The organism is Streptomyces sp. STR69 (genome assembly GCF_024519455.1).
Lineage (GTDB): Bacteria > Actinomycetota > Actinomycetes > Streptomycetales > Streptomycetaceae > Streptomyces.
The window spans coordinates 145074-165734 of record NZ_JALJRY010000014.1; the positions used below are offsets into that span (position 1 = coordinate 145074).

Annotated in this window: 21 protein-coding genes and 1 pseudogene; 12 read left to right on the forward strand and 10 right to left on the reverse strand. The window is 70.7% G+C overall.

The features are described from left to right. Nucleotides 1–2 precede the first annotated feature (2 nt). Nucleotides 3–989, reverse strand: coding sequence for an oxidoreductase (locus OC490_RS26030; protein ID WP_262060413.1), 987 nt, complete (start codon nucleotides 987–989; stop codon nucleotides 3–5). A gap of 104 nt (nucleotides 990–1093) precedes the next feature. Here OC490_RS26030 and OC490_RS26035 point away from each other — a divergent pair, with 104 nt between their 5' ends. Beyond that, the gene (locus tag OC490_RS26035) at nucleotides 1094–2020 is read left to right on the forward strand and encodes an AraC family transcriptional regulator (RefSeq protein ID WP_262060414.1); all 927 of its coding nucleotides are present in this window, start codon (nucleotides 1094–1096) and stop codon (nucleotides 2018–2020) included. 21 nt (nucleotides 2021–2041) lie between these two features. On the opposite strand, the gene OC490_RS26040 is transcribed toward OC490_RS26035, so the two are convergent. Further along, on the reverse strand, nucleotides 2042–2431 hold the full coding sequence (locus OC490_RS26040; protein WP_262060415.1) for a nuclear transport factor 2 family protein: 390 nt from the start codon (nucleotides 2429–2431) through the stop codon (nucleotides 2042–2044). Nucleotides 2432–2801: 370 nt separating this feature from the next. Between OC490_RS26040 and OC490_RS26045 the strand changes: the two genes are divergently transcribed. The 4 genes from OC490_RS26045 (at nucleotide 2802) to OC490_RS26060 (ending at nucleotide 7125) form a co-directional block, all read left to right on the forward strand. After that, entirely contained in the window at nucleotides 2802–3212 is a 411-nt protein-coding gene (locus OC490_RS26045; RefSeq protein WP_262060416.1) for a hypothetical protein, read from the forward strand. Between the two features lie 72 nt (nucleotides 3213–3284). Continuing rightward, nucleotides 3285–5624, forward strand: a complete 2340-nt coding sequence (locus tag OC490_RS26050; RefSeq protein WP_262060417.1) for an FHA domain-containing protein — start codon at nucleotides 3285–3287, stop codon at nucleotides 5622–5624. Between the two features lie 9 nt (nucleotides 5625–5633). Continuing rightward, a complete protein-coding gene (locus OC490_RS26055) occupies nucleotides 5634–6182 on the forward strand; it encodes a hypothetical protein (protein ID WP_262060418.1) in 549 nt (182 codons plus the stop codon). Then, entirely contained in the window at nucleotides 6172–7125 is a 954-nt protein-coding gene (locus tag OC490_RS26060) for a serine/threonine-protein kinase (protein WP_262060419.1), read from the forward strand. Before OC490_RS26055 ends, OC490_RS26060 begins: the two co-directional genes overlap by 11 nt. Nucleotide 7126: 1 nt before the next feature. Here OC490_RS26060 and OC490_RS26065 read toward each other — a convergent pair whose 3' ends face one another. Together OC490_RS26065 and OC490_RS26070 are read right to left on the reverse strand one after the other, a co-directional pair. Beyond that, a complete protein-coding gene (locus tag OC490_RS26065) occupies nucleotides 7127–7594 on the reverse strand; it encodes a nuclear transport factor 2 family protein (protein ID WP_262060420.1) in 468 nt (155 codons plus the stop codon). A 31-nt stretch (nucleotides 7595–7625) separates the two neighbouring features. After that, entirely contained in the window at nucleotides 7626–8915 is a 1290-nt protein-coding gene (locus tag OC490_RS26070) for a streptophobe family protein (RefSeq protein WP_262060421.1), read from the reverse strand. A 180-nt stretch (nucleotides 8916–9095) separates the two neighbouring features. On the opposite strand from OC490_RS26070, the gene OC490_RS26075 reads away from it, so the two are divergent. Next, nucleotides 9096–10400: a DUF6777 domain-containing protein gene (locus tag OC490_RS26075; RefSeq protein WP_262060422.1), complete on the forward strand. Its 1305-nt coding sequence runs from the start codon at nucleotides 9096–9098 to the stop codon at nucleotides 10398–10400. An 80-nt stretch (nucleotides 10401–10480) separates the two neighbouring features. Further along, nucleotides 10481–10933: an ATP-binding protein gene (locus OC490_RS26080; RefSeq protein ID WP_262060423.1), complete on the forward strand. Its 453-nt coding sequence runs from the start codon at nucleotides 10481–10483 to the stop codon at nucleotides 10931–10933. Between the two features lie 15 nt (nucleotides 10934–10948). On the opposite strand, the gene OC490_RS26085 is transcribed toward OC490_RS26080, so the two are convergent. Then, complete coding sequence (locus OC490_RS26085; RefSeq protein ID WP_262060424.1) at nucleotides 10949–11728, reverse strand: class I SAM-dependent methyltransferase; 780 nt, start codon at nucleotides 11726–11728, stop codon at nucleotides 10949–10951. 87 nt (nucleotides 11729–11815) lie between these two features. On the opposite strand from OC490_RS26085, the gene OC490_RS26090 reads away from it, so the two are divergent. Beyond that, entirely contained in the window at nucleotides 11816–12208 is a 393-nt protein-coding gene (locus OC490_RS26090; RefSeq protein ID WP_315986707.1) for a helix-turn-helix transcriptional regulator, read from the forward strand. Between the two features lie 9 nt (nucleotides 12209–12217). Here the strand turns inward: OC490_RS26090 and OC490_RS26095 are convergent, their stop codons facing one another. The 3 genes from OC490_RS26095 to OC490_RS26105 form a co-directional block, all read right to left on the reverse strand. After that, on the reverse strand, nucleotides 12218–12820 hold the full coding sequence (locus OC490_RS26095; RefSeq protein ID WP_262060425.1) for a ClpP family protease: 603 nt from the start codon (nucleotides 12818–12820) through the stop codon (nucleotides 12218–12220). A 1-nt stretch (nucleotide 12821) separates the two neighbouring features. After that, nucleotides 12822–13475 carry an ATP-dependent Clp protease proteolytic subunit gene (locus OC490_RS26100; protein WP_315986708.1) on the reverse strand — a complete coding sequence of 218 codons (654 nt, stop codon included), beginning with the start codon at nucleotides 13473–13475 and terminating at the stop codon, nucleotides 12822–12824. A gap of 102 nt (nucleotides 13476–13577) precedes the next feature. Beyond that, on the reverse strand, nucleotides 13578–14786 hold the full coding sequence (locus OC490_RS26105) for an epoxide hydrolase family protein (RefSeq protein ID WP_262060426.1): 1209 nt from the start codon (nucleotides 14784–14786) through the stop codon (nucleotides 13578–13580). A 133-nt stretch (nucleotides 14787–14919) separates the two neighbouring features. Between OC490_RS26105 and OC490_RS26110 the strand changes: the two genes are divergently transcribed. Further along, a complete protein-coding gene (locus OC490_RS26110; protein ID WP_262060427.1) occupies nucleotides 14920–15402 on the forward strand; it encodes a VOC family protein in 483 nt (160 codons plus the stop codon). 12 nt (nucleotides 15403–15414) lie between these two features. Here the strand turns inward: OC490_RS26110 and OC490_RS26115 are convergent, their stop codons facing one another. Together OC490_RS26115 and OC490_RS26120 are read right to left on the reverse strand one after the other, a co-directional pair. Continuing rightward, nucleotides 15415–17949 (reverse strand): beta-L-arabinofuranosidase domain-containing protein, encoded by a 2535-nt coding sequence (locus tag OC490_RS26115; RefSeq protein ID WP_262060428.1) that lies wholly within the window; start codon nucleotides 17947–17949, stop codon nucleotides 15415–15417. A 191-nt stretch (nucleotides 17950–18140) separates the two neighbouring features. Beyond that, on the reverse strand, nucleotides 18141–18560 hold the full coding sequence (locus OC490_RS26120) for a hypothetical protein (RefSeq protein ID WP_262060537.1): 420 nt from the start codon (nucleotides 18558–18560) through the stop codon (nucleotides 18141–18143). Here OC490_RS26120 and OC490_RS26125 point away from each other — a divergent pair. The 3 genes and pseudogenes from OC490_RS26125 to OC490_RS26135 all read left to right on the forward strand — a co-directional run. Beyond that, nucleotides 18460–18672, forward strand: a pseudogene (locus tag OC490_RS26125) (ABC transporter permease); the annotation flags it as partial. The gene OC490_RS26120 and the pseudogene OC490_RS26125 overlap by 101 nt on opposite strands. Nucleotides 18673–18749: 77 nt before the next feature. Beyond that, nucleotides 18750–18890 (forward strand): hypothetical protein, encoded by a 141-nt coding sequence (locus tag OC490_RS26130; RefSeq protein ID WP_262060538.1) that lies wholly within the window; start codon nucleotides 18750–18752, stop codon nucleotides 18888–18890. Between the two features lie 186 nt (nucleotides 18891–19076). After that, the gene (locus tag OC490_RS26135; RefSeq protein ID WP_262060429.1) at nucleotides 19077–20660 is read left to right on the forward strand and encodes an ABC transporter substrate-binding protein; all 1584 of its coding nucleotides are present in this window, start codon (nucleotides 19077–19079) and stop codon (nucleotides 20658–20660) included. The last annotated feature ends 1 nt before the right edge of the window (nucleotide 20661 follow it).

Sequence of the window (20661 nt, forward strand, 5' to 3'; positions counted from 1 at the left end):
GGTTACGCGACAAGCCGCTCGCTGACCTCCCAGAGACGGGTCGCCGCCTCCGGGTCCACGGCGCGGGGGAGCACCCCCGGGATCGTGTCCCCGGTGGCCCAGGCGGCCTCGTTCTCGGGGGTCACCAGCGGGGTGATGTCGACGTTCTCGCAGTAGACCCCGCCGAGACCGTCGAGCCGCGGGCTGGTCGCGCACCAGACGGAGGTGGCCGCGCCCTGCTGCACGGTCTTCATCTGGCGTTCCGGGTCGCGGATCGGCTCGCCCGCGCTGTCGAGCGCGCCCGCGGCCCGGAGCATCGCCGGGTCGATGTGCTTGACCAGCCCGGTGTCGATGATCAGGCCCGGGTGCACGGCGAAGGCACGGATGCCGAGCTCCTTGCCGCGCCGGTCCGCCTCGACGGCGAAGAGGGCGTTGGCCGTCTTCGCCTGGCCGTAGGCGAGGAACGGCTCGTAGGTCCGGTGCTCGAAGTTCAGGTCGTCGAAGTCGACGCCGGCGAAGCGGATGCCCCGCGAGGAGAGGACGACGACCCGCGCGCCCTTCGCCGCTACCAGAGCCGGCCACAGCCGGGTGGTGAGCTGGAAGTGCCCCAGGTGGTTGATGGCGAACTGGGCCTCGTAGCCGCGCGCGTCCCGCGCCAGCGGGGTCGCCATGATCCCGGCGTTGTTGACCAGGAGGTGCAGCGGGCGCCCGGAGGCGAGGAACTTCTCCGCGAAGGTGTCGATGGACGCCGGGTCCAGCAGGTCCAGGTACTCGACCTCGGCTCCGGGGACGGCCTGCAGCGCCGTCCGCGCCCGCTCCACGTCCCTCGCCGGTACGACGATGTCGGCGCCGGCGGCGCGCAGCACCCGGGCCGTCTCCAGACCGATCCCGGAGTAGCCGCCCGTGACGATCGCGACCTCGCCGGTGAGGTCGATGCCCTTGATCACCTCCTCGGCGGTGGACGCGGCGCCGAAGCCGGAGTTCAGGGGCTGCTGTGCGGTGGTGGTCATGTCTGCGCTCTCCTTGTCAGCTTGAGCTGGTGAGACCACCGTAGGTCGACCGATCCGTACGATGAATACTTGAGAATCCGCATTACTTGCGTGATAGTTCGAGCGTGACCGCGGATCCCCTGTCCGACGCCCTCGCTGTCGCCGATGCCCGCAGTGTGTTCTCCGGCGGGTTCACGGCCGGCGGCGACTGGGCCATCCAGCTGCGCGGGCGCGACCGGCTGAAGGTGAACGCCGTGCTTCAGGGCGGCTGCCTGCTGGTCCGGGACGGCGGCGAACCGCTGCGGCTCGCCGAGGGTGACGTCGTGATCTCCGACGGCGGACAGCCGTACACGCTGTGCAGCCGGCCCGGTGTCGAGCCGACCGACTCCGACGACGTCGTCATGGACCCGGAGACCCGGATGGGCCGCCTTGGGCAGGGGGATGCGGTGGACGTCGCCTGCGTGTCCGGGCACATCGACCTGAGCCGTGATCGCGGCGACCTGCTGCGCCGGGCGCTGCCTGAGCTGGTGCACGTCCGGGCCGACTCGCCCGAGGCGGGTGTACTGCGGTGGCTCATCGGGCAGTTGGCGGCCGAGATGCGGACGCGCAGGGCCGGGGTGGAGTTCGTCTCGGCGCACCTCGCGCAGCTGATGTTCGTTCAGGTGCTGCGAGTGTGCCTGGCCGAGGCGGACGGGCTGCCGCCCGGCTGGCTGCGCGCCCTCGCCGACGAACGGCTCGCCCCCGCCCTGCGCCTGATGCACGGCGACCCGGCCCACCCCTGGCAGTTGGAGGAGCTGGCCCGGGCGGCGGCGATGTCCCGCACCACGTTCGCCGTACGGTTCAAGGAGGCGGCCGGAGTGCCGCCCCTGACGTATCTGCTGAACTGGCGCATGAACCTGGCCGCCCGGGCCCTCCGCCAGGACACCGCCCCGGTCGGCGCGCTCGCCCGGTCCGTCGGCTACACCTCCGAGAGCGCCTTCAGCAACGCCTTCAAGCGCGCGGTCGGGGTGGCGCCGAGGCGGTACCGCGAAGAGGCCCTGGCCGGCAGCTGAGCCGCTCTTGGAGCCGTAGGGTCACCCGGTCGCCCCGGCCGGCACCCGGTCCAGGAAACCGAGCACGGAGCGGATACGGCCGTCCGCGTCCAGCGTGATCACGTCGAAGCCGGCGACGGGCGCCGAGCCGTCGCTCTCGCTCACCAGTTCCCACGCGAACCGCGCGGTGTCGTGGTGCCCGTCCACCGTCCCGAGGGGACGGAAGGCGAACCCCGGGAACTGCGCGTGCGCCCCGGCGATCAGTCCGGCGATCTCCGTGTGGCCGGTGACTGCCGCCAATGGGTCGGTATAAGTACCCTCGACGGACCAGGCGGTGGCCACCGCCTTCGTCAGTGCCTCCGGGTCGCCCGCGTTCCAGGCCTCGAAGTAGCGGGCGACGGCATTCTCGTATCGATCGGTGTTCTCGGACATGGTGAATCAGCCTCCGTCGAGGTCGTTCGTACTGGTCAGGGCCCGGATCTCGATGCGTGCCGACCCGGTGACTCCACCATGCCGGGGCCCGCGCGGAGCGTCGATTACCCCTCGGGTAATGACGGCCGGGGATCACCACAAAAGGGACCCCGAAGCTTTTCGGCCACAAGAGACTGTGAATATGCCAAGAGACTGGCCAAAAAGTCGTGGTGACAGTGTTTCAGGAGTGAACATACTCGTCTGCTAGAGCACAACTTCACGATGCGAATCCGCCATCGTGCGCACCACCTGAGCCACCCGAGCCGCCAGCCAGAGCCGCATGGAAAGCGAGGCCCGACCGGCAATCGAGACACGCGACGGGGGAGTGATCGTGCACGACGAATTCCTGTGCCATGTCACCGCGTACGGTACCTGCGGCGGACAGCGCGTCGGTGTGCCCCTGGGCACATACCGTGCTCCCACACTGGCGCTCGCCCTGTGGTGGTTACGGGACCGCGCGGTGTGGATGGCCGACCGGCTCGACCCGCAGCCGGAGAACCCGCGCTTCCCCCGGGGAGCGCTGGTACCGGTCGCCGACACGGCGCCCGACGTGCCCAAGGCGTTACGTATCTGGGCCCGCGACGTCGGCCACCAGGAGCAGGTCGCCTACGAGTTGGCGGCCGGCAGGCTGGTGCAGATCGCCATCAGTGACGAGACCACCGAGTACGAGCTGCTCGCCGAATCGGTGGACGCCCTCCGTATGCAGCGAACCGTTCCCGCACTGGTCGTCCCTGTCGCATGACACGTGTCGCCCGTCGCACACCCCTGACCGCTGGCCGGGCGCCCAGGTGAACCAATCGGTAGAATTCGGGGCATGCCAGAGCGGCCGATGGCGCCCACCGCGCCCGAACTCCTCCTGGAGACGGAGTCGGGCTCCACGGTCATGACCCCGAGCCGCGACTACCACGTGGGCCGCGATCCACTGAGCGACATCGTCATCGACGACGCCCGGGTCTCCTGGCACCACGCGGTACTGCGGCCCGACGCCGACCACTGGACGCTGGAGGACGAACACAGCACGAACGGCACCTACGCCGACGGCCGCCGTGTCCACGAGTGGGGTGTCGGCCCCGGCAGCGTGATCCGCTTCGGCAGTGCGGCCGACGGCCCGTGCGTCACCCTGGCCGACCGCCCGGCCCCCGCCCCGGAACGCCCCTCGGCCGTGTCCATGCCCGCCTTCACCGGCACCTTCCGGCAGCCGACCACCGTACGGCCGCTGCCCGCGCGCACGGTCCGCATCGGCCGGGCCGCCGACAACGACCTCGTCGTCGACGACCTGATCGTCTCCCGCCGCCACGCCGAACTGCGCGCCCTCGCGGACGGGACGTACGAGATCGTCGACCTCGGCAGCCACAACGGCACCTACCTCAACGGCCAGCCCGTCGCCCGCGCCCCCATGGGTCCGGGGGACATCGTCGGCATCGGACACTCCGCGTTCTGTCTCGTCGGTGACCAGCTGCAGGAGTACGTCGACACCGGCGAGGTCTCCCTCGACGTCCAGGACCTCACGGTCGCCGTCGACCACGGCCGCAAGGTCCTCCTCGACCAGGTGTCGTTCCCGGTCGGCGAGAAATGCCTGCTCGCCGTCGTCGGCCCCAGCGGCGCCGGCAAGTCCACCCTCCTGAACGCGCTCACCGGTCAGCGCCCCGCCGACCGCGGCACCGTCCTCTACGACGGCCGCGACCTGTACCGCGACTACGCCGAACTGCGCCAGCGCATCGGACTGGTCCCGCAGGACGACATCCTGCACGCCCAGCTGACCGTGCACAGCGCCCTGTCCTACGCGGCAGAGCTGCGCTTCCCGCAGGACACGGCGAAGGCCGAGCGGCAGGCCCGGGTCGAGGAGGTCGTCCGCGAACTGGGCCTGCAGCAGAGGGCCGAGCAGCCCGTGCACAGCCTCTCCGGCGGCCAGCGCAAGCGGGTCAGCGTGGCCCTGGAGCTGCTGACCAAGCCGTCGCTGCTCTTCCTCGACGAACCGACCTCCGGCCTCGACCCCGGCATGGACCGCTCGGTGATGCACATGCTGCGCGGCCTCGCCGACGACGGCCGCACCGTCATCGTCGTCACCCACAGCGTCCTCAGCCTCGACGTCTGCGACAGGCTCCTGGTGCTCGCGCCCGGCGGCAAGGTCGCCTACTACGGGCCGCCCGGGGACGCCCTCGCGTTCTTCGGTTTCGAGCACTGGCCGGAGGCCTTCGAGTCCTTCGAGCGTGATCAGGACCGGGACTGGGCGGGGGAGTTCAAGGAGTCCCCCTTCCAACGCCAGTACATCCGCAACTCCACCGCACAGCCCCACCTGCTCGGCTCCGGTCCGGTCGCCGTGGCCCCACCGCCCCGGCCCCGCAGTCGCAGCGCGCAACTCGGCACGCTGGTACGGCGTTACGCCGCCGCCCTCGCCGCCGACCGGACCTTCCTCGCCATCATGATCGCGTTGCCGTTCGTGATGGGCGCGATGGCCCGCGCGCTCGCCGGGAGCAAGCTGACGCAGGAGACGGCGATGAACGCGCTGCTCATCCTCTGCGTCGGTGGTGTGCTGACCGGCGCGGCCAACGCCGTGCGCGAACTCGTCAAGGAACGCGCGATCTACCGGCGCGAGAGAGCCGTCGGCCTGTCCAGATCGGCGTACCTGCTCTCCAAGGTCGTCGTGCTGGGCGCGATCACCGTGGCACAGGCCGTGGTGCTCACCCTGGTCGGGCTGTTCGGCGTCGACCTCAACGCACCCCGTGGAAAAGGGGTGTTGATGCCACCCCTGATCGAGATCACCGTGGCCGTCGCCCTGTTGGCCTTCACGGCGATGATGCTCGGCCTGCTGGTCTCCGCAATGGTGCGTAAGGAGGAGGTGACGATGCCGCTGCTCGTGCTGCTCGCCATCGTCCAAGTGGTGTTCTGCGGCGCCCTGTTGAAACTGCACGGCGTACCCGGCCTGGAACAGCTCTCCTGGCTCGTGCCCTCGCGGTGGGCGCTCGGCGGCATGGCCGGCACCATCGGGCTGGCCCGGATCGTGCCGGGCGAACTGACCGGCGATCCGCTGTTCCGGCACTCGGCCGGGGCCTGGCTGCTCAACATGGGCATGCTGATCGTGCTGTCCCTGCTCTTCGGCTTCCTGGTGTCCCGGCTGCTGCGCCGGCACGAACCCGCCGTGATGCGGAAATAGGGCGCCACGATGACGACCACCCCCGGCTTCCGGCCCACGCATGTCGTCCCCGAGCACGGGATGCCCGCCTGGGAGGCCCCGGACCCCGCCCGCCCCACCGTGCCCCTCGACGCGCTGCTCCCCGTGCAGCTCCTCGAACGGCGCGGCGACTGGGCCCACACCCTGTGCTCCAACGGCTGGTCGGCCTGGGTCGACGGCCGCCACCTCATCTCCGTCTCCCAGGACCCGCCCGCCGCCGGCGCCCCGCAGGCCCGGACCGCCGACCCGCGCCCGCTCCTCGCCCGCGCGGAACAGGCCCTCGCCCGCTACCGGAGCGCGGTGGAGGAGCTCGCGGGCGGCGGCCTCGACGGCGCCTCCTTCGAGGCCCGCACCAAGGGCCTGCGGATCGGGGTGGTGGTCGACGGAGCCTCCGTCTGGCTCTACGACGCCGACCACGAGCGCTGGGTCCACGGCGACGGCATCCGGCTCAGTACCTACGCCACCGACGACGGACCCCGCGCCGAACCGGCCGACCCCGGCCACGCCCCCACCCAGGTCGTGAGCCCCGATGGCCCGTGACGCGAGCCGCTTCTCCGGGCGGCCCTCCGAACTGATCGGCAAGCAGATCGCCGGTTACCGCATCGAGGACGAGATCGGCCGCGGCGGCATGGCGGTCGTCTACCGCGCCCACGACCTGCGCCTGGACCGCACGGTCGCCCTCAAACTGCTCGCCCCCGAACTAGCCCGCAACGACACCTTCCGCAAACGATTCACCCACGAGTCCCGGGTCGCCGCCGCGATCGACCACCCGCACATCGTGCCGGTCTTCGAGGCGGGCGAGACGGACGGCGTCCTGTACATCGCCATGCGCTACGTCTCCGGCAGCGACCTGCGCCATCTGCTGGACCGGGCAGGCCCGTTGGGGCTCTCGACGGCCGTGCGCATCGTCGGTCAGGTCGCGTCCGCGCTGGACGCCGCCCATGAACACGGGCTGGTCCACCGGGACGTGAAGCCCGGCAACATCCTGGTGGCACGCGGCACCGACGACGACCATCCCGAGCACGTGTATCTCACCGACTTCGGTCTGACGAAGAAGTCGCTGTCGTTGACCGGTTTCACGACGGTCGGGCAGTTCGTCGGCACACTTGACTACGTCGCTCCCGAGCAGATCTCGGGCCGACCCGTTGACGGGCGCTGTGATGTGTACGGGCTCGCCTGCGTGGCCTACGAGAGCCTCGCGGGGCGTCCGCCGTTCCGGCGGGACGACGACATGGCGTTGCTGTGGGCGCACCAGTACGACATGCCTCCGGCGGTCACCGAGTCCCGGCCCGATCTGCCGGGGCATGTTGACGCCGTGTTCGCGAAGGCGCTGGCCAAGAGTCCCGATGATCGGTACGAGTCGTGTCTGGCGTTTGTCACGGAGTTGCGGGGTGGGGTGTCCGGGCATGCGGCGACCGAGGTGGATGTGGGGGTGGCTGCGCCGCCGACGTGGGCCGCGCCGGTGTTCAGGGGCGGCAACTGACTTATGTCGGCTGCGGGTCGGTCGTGGCTGGGCGCGCAGTTCCTCGCGCCCCTGAAGGGACGCTGCGCGTCCCCTTCAATGGCACTCGCCGCGCCGACACCCTGCGGTGCGAGATCCGCCAGCCGGCCCCCGTGCGCACCACCGTGTCCTCGTACGTCACCGAACCGCACGAGCCGTCCGTCCGGATCCCCAGGCCCTTTGAACGGACCCGGACCCGTTCCTCCGTCGAGTCCTCGATCACCACGTTCGTGACGAGATGCGCGACGGGGTTCGCGGGGCCCGACGCCAAGGACGCGTCCACGAGTCGGGCGAGACCGATGACCGTGTCCTGACCGAAGTCCGCGAGGTCGTACTCGATGTCCGGGGTGAACACCTCGGCCAGTCGGTCGAGTTCGCCCTCGTCGACCAAGTGGCCGTGCAGTGCGATCAACTCCGTTATGGCCAGGCGGTCTTCGAGAGCCAGCGCCATGTCTGCCCTTTCGTCGGCTGGGCGCACACTCTCATGCCGGGCGCTTCGACTGCTCGGGAATTTCGACCTCGCCGTGCCGGCGAACCGGCTTCGCCAGAAGTGCCCCCAGGAAGCCCGCGACCAACCCCCACAGCGCCGCCAACCCCACCGCCGACCACAACTCGGGCTTCAGGAACAGGTCTCCGGAGAGTCCGCCGCCCACGTCGCCGATGCCGAGGAGGGAGAGGCCGTAGTGGGCGGAGATCCGTCCGACGAGGCAGATCATCAGGACCGCTAGGGCGAAGGCGACCGCCAGGTGGACGGCGTGCTGCCAGGCGCGGGTGCGGGCCGGTGAGCGGACGGCCATCAGGAACGCGGCGGACAGGAGCAGGACCGCGTTCACCACCAGGAGCCACCACACCCTGCCGTCGTAGGCGGCGATGGAGTTGAGGTTCAGGGTGGAGATGTCCGGGGTGCGCAGGACCTCGTCCAGCAGGTGGGGCATGGGCAGGCCGAAGGGGCCGTCGACCCGGCCGTTCCAGGTGGCGCCCAGGCCGATCGTGAGGGTGAGCCAGACGAGGTTCGGCATGCCGAGCAGGATCAGGGCGAAGGTCTGCACGGCATGGCCGCGTGTCGCCGCGGTCAGCAGGGCGATGAGGACGCCGAGCGCGACGTAGGTGAGGAGCAGCGCCACCACGGCGTACGCGGCCGGGCGGACGGAGGCGTGGAAGCGCAGCAACCCGGCGGGGAGGGGCGCGCCCGGCGACACCAGGAGGGCCAGCACCAGAACCCCGGCCAGCCACAGCAGACCGAACAGCACCGTCTGCGGTACGTCCGCCTCGAAGCCGACCTCGGGCGAGGCACCGATCAGGTCGCCGATGTCGCCGAGCGTCCCGCTGCCGAGGGAGATCGAGAACTTCTGGCGTGCGCCCAGGGCCAGTCCGATCAGGCCGAGCAGCCACAGCACGGAGATTCGGGCGGCCCAGCCGGCCAGCTCCGCGGCCGAGGCGACCGCGCGGTGCCGCAGGGGCCGTAGGAACGCGGCAGCGGTTGCCAGGGCGCCGGCCAGGGTCACCGAGAGGGGGATGACCGTCAGGCCCGCCTTCGTGTCGGCCAGTGCGCCCGCGTTGCCGGAGAGTTTCACCGTGCCACCCACGGCCGTCACCACGGTCGCCGTGACGACCCGGGGGAACGCGCCGTCCGGGAGGTCCGTCGCGCCCGCTGCCGACAGGCCCAGCGCGGCGACCACGCCCATGGTGAGCAGCCCGGCCAGCACCGTGCTCAGGGCCTGGACCCAGCCGTGGCGGGCGACTGCCTGGTCAGAGGGGGTTCGGGAGGTCACACCTGCCACGCTAAGCAGCGCCGGAGGAGCGCGCCCGCCGGGAGGGCCGTCCGCGTCGGCTTGCGGGCGGACCGGGACCGGAGCACACAATGGGTGTGTTGTGGATAAAGCGGTGTGAATCGGTGCAAAGCTTCGCGCATCGGTGAAGCGCCGCCAGAGCCGCGTCGGGAAGAAGAGCTCGTGAGCGTCGAACCTCCGTCTTCAGGCCGCCCCACCGGACCGCCCTCCGGCCCGCTGTCGGGACCCTCCCAGCCGCCTTCGGGCCCGCCCTCGCAGCCCACGGGCAGCGGCGGCGCCGGAGCGCCGGAGCCGCACCGCCCCTGGTGGAAGTCGGCGCCACGCGTCGCGATCCTGACCACCGCCGTGGTGGCCGCCGTGGTGCTGGCCCTCGTCTTCACCCGCTCCAACGGCGGCTCGTCCGGTACGGCGAGCAAGGGCGAGGTCTTTCTGCAGGCCGCGGCGAAGACCGGTCCCGCCCCGTTCACGGGGTCCAGCGCCACCCAGAGCTCCGCCCCGCCCGTCTCCGCCTCACCCACCGCCTCCGAACCGGCGAACGCCGTGCGCGGTGTCGACGGCGGCGCCCCCGGCCTCTACGGCGGCACCCAGAACGTCGCCAGCTGTGACGTGGAGAAGCAGATCAAGGCGCTCCAGGCGAACCCGTCGAAGAACAAGGCGTTCGCGTCCGTCGTCGGCGTCCAGCCCGCCGGAGTCCCCGCCTATCTGCGCTCCCTGACCCCCGTGCAGCTGCGCATGGACACCCGCGTCACCAACCACGGCTACCGCGACGGCGTCGCCACCAGCTATCAGGCCGTGCTCCAGGCCGGCACCGCCGTCCTCGTCGACAGCCATGGGGTGCCCCGCGTCCGCTGCGCCTGCGGCAACCCGCTGTCCCCGCCCGTCGCCCAGCAGACCACCCCGAAGCAGACCGGCGACACCTGGTCGTCGTACCGGCCGCAGAACGTGGTCGTGGTCACGCCCGCACCGCAGATCATCAACATCTTCGTGATCTACGACCCCCACAACGGGCACTGGTTCGGCCGCCACCACGGCGACACGGGCCGGCACGACCACCGGACCCCGCCGCCGCTGAACCCGGCCAGCCCCTCGGTGACCGTGTCCCCGCCGACCTCGCCGTCCTCCGACTCCCCGTCGGCGTGCGCCTCCACGGCCCCCGGCACTCCGGGTACGCCGGGCACGCCGGGCACGCCCGGTCCGTCCACCAGCCCGTGCCCGCCGACGTCGAGCTCCCCGTCCTCGTCCTCCTCGTCGCCGTCCGCTCCGTCCTCGTCGTCCCCGAGTTCGGAATCGCCGTCCTCCGAGCCGCCGTCGACCGAGTCCTCGGCAGCCTCGTCGGCCTCGTCCTCCGCGCCCGAATCGGTCGCCTCAAGTGCGACGACGACGTCCGCGTCGAACTCCGCCTCGGCTTCGCTGTCGAGCTTCAGCGCGCCGGTTTCCCCGGGAACGAGTTCACCGTCACTCTCCTAGGGGGACTGCCCGGCGTGGGGCTGGGTACGAGCACTGGTGCGACAGCAACAGGCCGCCGCCCGCCTTCGAGAGAGACACGCATGATCGACCACCGGGACGGGGTAGTGATACCGACTCGTTTCGACGTGCCCGTGGAACCGCTGAGGCGGGCGGTGCACTACACCGGGGAACCGGGCTGCATCGCCGCGGCACGGCACTTCACGCACCAGTTCCTCGAACAGCTCAGAACCGAGTGGTGCGCCACGATCGACGACCGGTCCGAGGGCGAACTGCTGCTGGTGGTGAGCGAGTTGGTCACCAACGCGGACCGGCACAGCAACGGCCCGTACATCCTGGAGCTGGAGGGCACGGACGCCGCGGTGACGGTGTCGGTCTGTGACAGCAGTGTCGCCCTGCCCCGCCTCTTCGCCCGCGACCCCGAGCGGATCGGCAGACACGGCCTGGAGATCGTGCACGCCCTGGCCGCCCGGGTGACCGTCGAACGCGTACCGGTCGGCAAGCAGGTGCGTGCCGTCGTGGAGCTGAGCGGCTAGGACGGCCGGGCGCCGTCAGGTCGCGGCCCGGGTGGCCGTGATCAACTCGTGGAAGTACCGCTTGGTGACCCGGCCGCCGTGCCGGGTCTCCAGCAGTTCCCGGAGGCAGGCCAGGAGGCCCTGGCGCGCGGGCTCCTCCATGGCGAGATGGCCCGAGTAGGTGAGCACGACGTCGAGGTACTCGTCGGTCGTGTACGTGATCTCCTGCGCACCGCACCACACCGTGACGTCATCGAAGTGCTCGGAGCGCTCGAACTCCCCGGTGTCCGTGGCCGATTCGTCCTCGGTGGGACTCCGGAAGCCGGGCAGGGTGGCCGGGTCCCAGCGTTCGTAGCAGCGCTGCATCCGGTCGAAGAACTCCTGGGTGCCGCCCGCCACATGGTGGGTGGTGACGACCGCGAGCCGCCCGCCGGGACGCAGGGCGGACGCCGCCTTCGCCATGAAGTCCCGGGAGTCGAACCAGTGGAACGCCGTCGCGACGACCACCAGGTCGAAGGGCTCGTCCGGCAGTTCCCACCGCTCGAAGTCCGCCACCTCCACGGTCACCCGCGGGAACGCGCTCAAGTTGCGCCGGGCCACCGCCGCCAGGGACGGCCCCAGCTCGACGCCGGTCAGCCGGCAGCCGAACTCGGCCAGCGGGACGGTGAGTTGACCGGTGCCGGGGGCGACCTCCAGCACCCGGCTGTCCGGCCCGAGGTCCGCTACCCGGGCCAGTTCCGCCACGAGAGGGCGCGGATACCGGGGCCGGGCCCGGTCGTACCGCTCGGCAGCCCCGTCGAACGTGTCGCGCAGCACCCTTCCCGCACCCTTCGGATCGGAGATTCCACCCAGGGCAGAATGCTGATCCCTTGCCCTCGCGTCCAAGCCTTTTAGTCTGAGGGGGTGAGCAATCAAGCGCCGAACCACGCCCGCGTGATCCCCCTGCGCCCGCACGAGCCGGCCCCTCACCTACCGGAGCCGGCGGTTCCCGCGCCCAAGGAACCTTTGTGGCGCGACCTGGTCGGTGACGTCCTACGACGCGAACGCCTCGCCCAGGAACGCACCTTGAAGGACGTGGCCGACGCCGCCCGGATCTCCATGCCGTACCTCTCGGAGGTGGAGCGGGGCCGCAAGGAGGCCTCCTCGGAGGTCCTCGCAGCCGCCGCCCACGCTCTCGGTCTCGACCTCGGTGACCTGCTGTCGCTGACCCGGAACGAATTCACCCAGCACCGCAACAGGCGTCAGGGCCGGGTGAGTTCGCCGTACAACGGGCAGCTGTGCCTGGTCGCCGCCTGACGGTGTCGCTCAGACCGCGACGAGGCGTCGGCTGACCACCTCGTCGGCGAGGCCGTACGCCACGGCCTCCGGCGCGGTGAACACCTTGTCGCGGTCCATGTCGGCGCGCAGCGTCGCGATGTCGTGGTGCGTGTGCCGCGACAGCACCTCCTCGACCTGGGAGCGGATCCGCACCATCTCCTTTGCCTGGAGCGCGAGATCGGAGACCATGCCGCGCTGCCCGCCGCTCGCCGGCTGGCCCAGCAGCACCCGCGCGTGCTCCAGCACGAACCGGCGTCCGGGGTCGCCGCCCGCGAGCAGCACGGCCGCCGTGGAGGCGGCCTGGCCGACGCAGAACGTCGAGATCGGGGCCTGTACGTACGTCATGGTGTCGTAGATCGCCATGAGTGAAGTGAACGAGCCGCCGGGGGAGTTGATGTAGATCGCGATCTCGCTCTCCGGGGACGCCGACTCCAGATGGAGGAGTTGTGCGATGACGACGTTGGCGACGCCGTCGTCGATCTCGGTGCCGAGGAAGATGATCCGCTCGGACAGCAGCCGGCTGAACACGTCGTAGGACCGCTCGCCCTGCGGGGTCCGCTCGACGACGTTCGGAATCGTGTACGTACCCATGTCAGAGCCCCATCCGTCGCTTCGAGGCGGCCGGGCGCACGTCGGCCAGTGAGGCGACGACCTGGTCCACCATGCCGTACTCCTGGGCCTGTTCGGCCGTGAACCAGCGGTCGCGGTCGCCGTCGCGGGAGATGGTCTCCTCGCTCTGGCCGGTGTGCTGGGCGGTGAGGCGTTCGATGGTCTTCTTCGTGTGCTCCAGGTTCTCCGCCTGGATCTCGATGTCGGCGGTGGTGCCGCCGATGCCCGCCGAGGGCTGGTGCATCATGACGCGTGCGTGGGGGAGGGCGTACCGCTTGCCGGGCGCGCCGACGGTCAGCAGGAACTGGCCCATGCTCGCCGCGAAGCCCATCGCCAGCGTCGAGACGTCGTTCGGGATCAGCTGCATCGTGTCGTAGATCGCGAGGCCCGCCGTCACCGAGCCGCCGGGGCTGTTGACGTACAGGCTGATGTCCGTGCGCGGGTCCTCCGCCGACAGGAGCAGGAGTTGGGCGCAGACGCGGTTCGCGGAGACCTCGTCGACCTGGGTGCCGAGGAGGACGATCCGCTGGGCGAGGAGCTGCGCGGCGAGGTGGTCGTCGAAGCGGGAGGGCGGGGTGTCGCCCTCCTCGGCACGAGGCATGAGGGCCGGCGCGAAGCCGGCCGTGAGTGAAGACATCGGCACTCCTTGTCGAGGCTGTGTGGTGTCTCCACTGTCGACCGGGGACCCCCCGAACTGCGGGTTTCTAGGCTGGTAGCAGATTCGCCGTGGGCAGAGCGCTCACTCCGCGGCCTTCTCGCGCAGCTGCCGGAAGAAGGCCCGCACGTCCTCGGCCAGCAGGTCCGGTTCCTCCATGGCGGCGAAGTGGCCGCCCCGGTCGAGTTTGGTCCAGCGGACGATGTTCTCGGTCCGTTCGGCCTTGTGGCGCAGTGGGATCTGGATCTCGGCGGGGAAGACGGCGAGCGCGGTGGGGGTGGTGGACGGGAGGGTGGGCGCGGCGGCCCGGGCGCCGGTGGCGTGGGCCCGCTCGTAGTAGATGCGGGCGGCCGAACCGGCGGTCCCCGTCAGCCAGTACAGCATCACGTCGGTGAGCAGCCGGTCCCGGTCCACGGCCTCCTCCGGCAGCTCCTCCGAGTCGGTCCACTTCCTGAACTTCTCGACGATCCAGGCGAGTTGGCCGACCGGCGAGTCCGTGAGGGCATACGCCAGGGTCTGCGGGCGGGTGGCGTGCAGGACGGCGTATCCGGTGCCCTCGCGCGACCACGCGGTCCAGCGGCGCCAGGATTCCAGAGCGTCCGCCCGCTCCTCGGGGCTCAGCGGGTCCAGTTCCTCGGGGGTGGGCTCGGTGAGGGCCTGCGCACCCGGCAACAGGTTGAGATGGACGCCGATGACCCGGTCGGGGTGGGCACGGCCCAGCTCGCGGGAGATCGCCGCGCCCCAGTCGCCGCCCTGCGCGCCGAACCGCTCGTAGCCGAGGCGGCGCATGAGTTCCACCCACGCGTCGGCGATGCGGCCCGCCTCCCAGCCGGTGTCCGCAGGGGGCCCGGACAGGCCGAAGCCGGGGATGCTCGGCACGACCACGTGGAAGGCGTCGGCGGGGTCGCCGCCGTGGGCCGCCGGATCGGTCAACAGGCCCACGATGTCGACGAATTCGACGATCGACCCCGGCCAGCCGTGCGTGATGATCAGCGGGGTGGCGTCCGGTTCCGGGGAGCGGATGTGCGCGAAGTGGACGTTGGACCCGTCGATGGTGGTCGTGAACTGCAGCCATGCGTTCAGCTCGGCCTCGGCCGCCCGCCAGTCGTACTCGTGCCGCCAGTACCGCACCAGCTCCCGCAGATAGCCGTCCGGCACGCCGTACGCCCAGCCCGTGCCGGGCAAGTCGTCGGGCCAGCGGGTGCGGTCGAGCCGGGCGTGCAGATCGTCGAGGTGGGCCTGCGGGATGTCGATGCGGAACGGGTGGACGCTGTCTGCCTGCGAGGACGTCATGGAAACGGAGCCTAGTTCTGGACGGTGGATCGGCCACCCGGATTATCCGGCCGTGCGACCGATGAGTTTCGCGGCGAGGATCGGTCGATACAGATGACCGTGTTCGATGCCCCCGGAGCCCATGGAGGAGCTCATGACCACCGACGGTTTCACCACATGCCTCTGGTTCGACGGACAGGCCGAGGAGGCCGCCGAGCACTACGTCTCGATCTTCAAGAACTCCAGCATCGGACGCGTCGGCCGCAACGTGGAGGGTGGCGCGGGCCCCGTCGGCTCGGTGCTGGCGGTGGAGTTCATGGCCAACGGCCAGAAGTTCGTCGCGCTCAACGGCGGCCCGCAGTTCACGTTCAACGAGTCGGTCTCCTTCCAGATCTTCTGCGCCGACCAGGAGGAGATCGACTACTACTGGACCAAGCTCCTCGACGGCGGCGGCGAGCCCGGCCCCTGCGGCTGGCTCAAGGACAGGTACGGCCTGTCCTGGCAGGTCGTCCCCGCGCACCTCATCGACATGATCAACGACTCGGACCCGGAGAAGGCGTCCCGCGCGACGAAGGCCTTCATGGCGATGGGCAAGTTCGACATCGCCGCGCTGGAGAAGGCCTTCGCGGGGGAGTGACACGCGGGTCGGTCACGTCGACGGTGGCTGCGCCAGCGTCGCCACCTCGGTGGCGCTCAGCGCCCTGCCGTAGACCCGGAAGTCGTCGACCGCGCCCTTCAGATACGGGTCGGCGTACTGCGACCGGCCGACGTATCCGGCCCGGATGTGGTTGCCGAAGCGGCGCGGCTCCACGGTGACGGCGGCGTTGCGGCCGGCTTCCACGCCGTCCACGTACAGGACGGCGGACCCCTCGCCGTAGGCCACCGCCACATGCACCCAGCGGTCGGTGGGCAGCGGCTCGGCGTCGATGCGCTGCTCGGCGCCCGCCCCGCCCGCGGTGATCGCGTACCGCAGGGTGCCGTCGCCGCTCAGCGGGGTCAGGAACATGTTGGCGGTGACGCCGGTGCCGAGGTCGAAGATCCGGCTCCAGGTGCCGGGTCGACCGTCCAGCCGTACCCACGTGGCGAGCGAGTAGGCGGCGGCGCCCGCCAACAGGTCCTCGGCGAGGGTGACATGACCGTCCACACCGTCCAGGGCGACCGCGCCACCTAGGCGGCCGTCCGTCAACCATGCGGCCCCGCCGACCAGTTGGGCCGTACGTCCGTTGCCCGTAGCGTCGGCCGCCGCCGTGCCCGAGGTCTCGTCGAAGCGGTGCCAGGCGGCGAACTCCGGAGGTGGGGGCGGGGGTTCGCCGGTCAGCCAGTACACCGAGTAGTGCTGGTGGTGGACGCGGGCGATCGGCAGCAGGGTCACGTCCGTGTCGTCCGCGCGGGCGGTGAAGCGCAGCGGGTCCGAGGACTCCTGACGCACGGAGTCGGCGTCCAGGCGTGACAGCCAGGGATCGGCCCGGTCGCCGAACGCCCCGGCCAGTACCACCGGACCGTGCAGCACGGCCTGCACATCGGGGTCGTCGGGGGTCGGCTGCACGACCGTACGCATCGGCAGCGACACCTCGACCCGGTCGCCGGCGCGCCAGGTCCGCTCCAGGGTGAGCCAGGTGCCGGGCTTCGGACGGTCGGGCAGGGCACGGCCGTTGAGGGTGGCGCGGGCTCCGGAGGCCCAGGACGGGATACGGACACGGAGCCGGTGCGCGGCCCGGCCCGCGACGACCGTCAGGGTGGTGCTGGGGCGGTCGGGGAAGCCGGTGGTCTGCCGCCAGGTGATGCCCCGCTCGCGCCAGACGACCTGGGACGGCACGAACAGGTTGACCAGCAGGGCGTGTTCGTCGTGCGTGTAGACCGTGTCGGCGAACTTGGCCTGTGTCTCCATGCCGGTGCCGTGGTCGCAGGAGAAGTTGTCGTAGTCCGTGGAGTACACGTCCGGATCCGCGCCCATGAAGGACGGCTGGCGCTTGAACGAACCCGGCGCCAGACCGGTGTAGTAGATGTTGAAGCCGTGCTCGGAGTCCGGGTCCTGCTCGCCCAACAGCTGGTTGAACAGGACCCGTTCGTAGAAGTCGAGCAGCGCGACGCGGTCCGGGGCGTGGAGGTGCAGCAGCCGGGTCAGCTTGAGCATGTTGTAGCTGTTGCAGTTCTCACAGGTGTTGTCCGACAACTGCCCTGCCACGACGTCCGGTTCGTGGAAGGCCTCGCCGTTGCTGTTGCCGCCGATGACGTACGAGTGGTGGCCGGTGACGATCTCCCAGAAGTTGGCGGCGATCGTGCGGTACCGCTCGGGCAGCCCCTCCTCCCACAGCCGCAGCGCGCCGACCATCTTCGGTATCTGTGTGTTGGCGTGCAGTCCGGCGAGCCGGTCCTCGCCCTGGGCCAAGGGGTCGAACACCCGGGCGTGGGTGAAGCGTTCGGCGACATCGAGCCAGGTGGTGTTGCCGGTGAGGGCGTGCAGATCGGCGAGCACGTCGTTCATCCCGCCGAACTCGGTCTCCAGCACCCGCTGCATCCGCTCGTACGACAGTCCCGCGGTGCGCGCTTCGACCCAGCGTGCCTGCCGGAGCACCACGTCGAGGGCCTGCTCGTTCCCGGCCAGCCGGTACTGCTCGACCAGTCCCGCCATGATCTTGTGGATCGTGTAGTACGGCGCCCACACCCCGGTCCCGGCCTCCAGCCGGTCGAAGAAGCTCTCCGGGAACGCGGACAGATAGCCGGTGCGGAACCCGGCGGCGGGCGAGGCCGCCTGGCACTTCGCCAGCTCGGCGACCAGGGTCCGGCCCTTGTCGCGCAGGACCGTGTCGCCGGTGTTGGCGTACGCGAGCGCGAGTCCGGAGAGCAGATGGCCGGTGGAGTGGCCGCGCAGTTCCACGTCGGGTCCCTCCCAGCCGCCGCAGGGCTGCGCGGTGCTGGGCAGGCGGACGTTGGTACGGAACGTGTGCAGCAGCCGGTCGAGGTCGACGAAGCGCAGATAGGCCGAGTTGCGGCGCTGGTTGTCCCGGAACGGGCTGTCCAGCAGGGTCACGGCGGTGAGCGGGAAGGGGCGGACCGCGGTGGGTTCGGCGGTGGCGCGGTCCGTGGCGGCGTACGCCGTGCCGTCCGTGCCGGTGAGGGCGAGGGCGGCCGAGGTGGCACCTGCGGCGGCGAGCAGCTGACGTCTGCCGAGGGGTGGGGTCATCACCAATGTCCTTCGCATGTCGAGGAGTTGGGAGTCGGTGCGGCGGTGTCCCTCCACCGCTCCACTCCGGTTCGAGATCCCGAATGTCGTGCGACATGCTGTGCGCTGGACACGCTAGGCGCCCGCTGTGTGATGTCAACAGGGCGTGGAGGGACGGCAGTTGACGGTGAGGGCGGGAAGGGATCCGGGGATCAGGTGTCGCTGTCCAGCAGCAGTGCGTGCAACTCGGCGGCCCGCCGGGCCAGTTGCTCTGCCTGCTCGGCCCTGGCGCGGGTGCGCGGCCGGGGCAGGGTGATGTCGAGGACCGTACGGATCCGGCCGGGGCGGGGCGTCAGCACCACCACCCGATCGGCCGGCATGACCGCCTCGTCGACGGAGTGGGTGACGAGGACGACGGTCGACGGATGCTCGCGGTGCGTACGCTGCAACTCGGCGCACAACTCGTCCCGGGTGAGCGCGTCGAGCGTCGCCGTCAACGCCGTACCCAAGATCGCGGTGGCACCGCTCCTCGTGGTCTGGCTGGGTTTCGGCACGGCCCCGAAGGTGTTCATGGTGGCCCTGCTCGCCTGGTTCCCGGTGGTCGTGTCGACGATGGCAGGACTGACTTCCATCCCCCTGGAACTGACCGAGCCGGCCCACTCCCGCACCGCGTCCCGCTGGCAGACCTACCGCAAGCTCCGTATCCCCTGGGCCCTGCCCCAGGTCTTCATCGGCCTGCGCCTCGGCGTGACCCTCGCCGTCGTGGGCGCGGTCGTCGGCGAGTTCGCGGGCGGCGACCAGGGGGCCTGGGCTAAGTCATCGTGGCCTCCGGCGGCAACGCCGACACCCCTCTCGCGTTCGCCGCGATGGCCCTGCTCAGCGCCATCAGCGTGCTGCTCTTCCACGCCGTCGTCCTCGCTGAGCGGGCACTGCTGCCCTGGGCCCGCGAGACCACCGGCTGAGCGACCACCCTCGGCCCGTCCTGGCGCCCCCTGCGCGACGCCTCCCGGTAACCAGTGCGTTTCGGACGTTAATTTCCGCGCCCAAAGGGTTGGCGGGAAACCATCGCCTCGTTATCGTTCACGCACTTCACTCAATCGTTCCGCTGAACGAATAGCTGAACGAATAGCGACAAGGACGGTCGGTACATGTCCGACATCCACCACCCGGGCCGCCGGTCGGTGCTCACCGCGGGCCTCGCCTCGGCGGCGGCACTCGGCGGGTCCTGGCTGCTGACCGGCTGTGCCGGGGCGGAGGCCGCCCCCGTCCTGCCGGCCGCCGCCGCGAAGGGCGCCCCCGACCGCGGCGGCACCCTGCGCATCGCCCGGCCGCCCGCCTCCGACGCCGAGACCCTCGACCCCGCGAGCTCCCTGTCGGCGTACGAATACCTGGGCGCCCTCTACAACCGGCTCGTCCGCATCGGTACGAACGGCGAGCTGGCCCCCGACCTCGCCGTGTCCTGGGAACCCGACGCCAAGGCCCGCACCTGGACCTTCCACCTCCGCCAGGGCGTCACCTTCCACAACGGCCGCGCCTTCACCTCCGCCGACGCCGCCTACACCCTGCGCCACATCCTCGACAAAGCGACGGCGTCCCCGCAGGCCGCGGTCCTCGCCCCGCTCATCGACCCGGCGAAGCTGGGCACGCCCGACGCCCACACCCTCGTCGTCCCCCTCAAGACCCCGAACGCCGAGTTCCCGAGCCTGCTGACGCACTACAACTGCTACGTCGTCCCCGACGGCAGCGCGAAGTCCATCGGCCGCACCGGCATCGGCACCGGCCCCTTCAAGCTGGAGTCGTTCGCCCCGGCGGGCCCCGGCCGCGTCACCGCGTACGCCGACCACTGGGCGGGCCGCCCGGTCCTCGACGCGATCGCCTTCTACTCGGTCGCCGACATGTCCGCCCGCTCAAACGCCTTGCTGGCAGGGCAGGTCGACCTGCTCTCACAGACCAACCTCGACTTCGCGACCGCCCGTGTGGTCGCCGCCTCCGACCGCGCGACCATCGCCCGCGTGAAGAACGCCCAGTGGTACGTCCTCCCGATGCTCACCACCGAGAAGCCCTTCACCGACGTCCGCGTCCGCCAGGCCATGAAGCTCGCCTACGACCCCGAACACGTCGTGCAGGTCGCTCTCCAGGGCGCGGGCACGGCGGGCTGGGACAACCCGGTGCCGCCCAGCGACCCGGCGTACATCTCCGCGCACCCGAAGCACGACCCGGAGCGGGCGAAGTACCTGCTCAAGCAGGCGGGCCACGAGGGCCTGGCGATGGACCTCTACACCTCCTCCTACGACCCGCTGTTCACGCCGATGGCGCTCGCCTACCAGGACTCCGCGAAGCGGGCCGGCATCCGTATCAAGGTCAAGACGGCCTCCGCGGACTCCTATTACACGCAGATCTGGATGAAGAAGCCGCTGATGGCGACCTACTGGTTCACGGGCCGGCCCGTCGACCAGCTCTTCACGCAGATCTTCCGCAGCGGCTCCTCGTACAACGAGACCGCCTGGTCCGACAAGGAATTCGACACGGTCCTCGACCGGGCCCGCGCCGAGCTGGACGACACCAAGCGGCGCGAACTGTACGGCGAGGCACAGACGTTGGTGATCGAGAAGGGCGGGGCGATGACCCCGATGTTCGCCGACCGGCTCGTCGGCATCTCCCGCAAGGTACGCGGATACGCCGAGCACGGCTTCGAGTTCGACTACCTGGGCATCGGCCTGAAGGGAGCCTGAC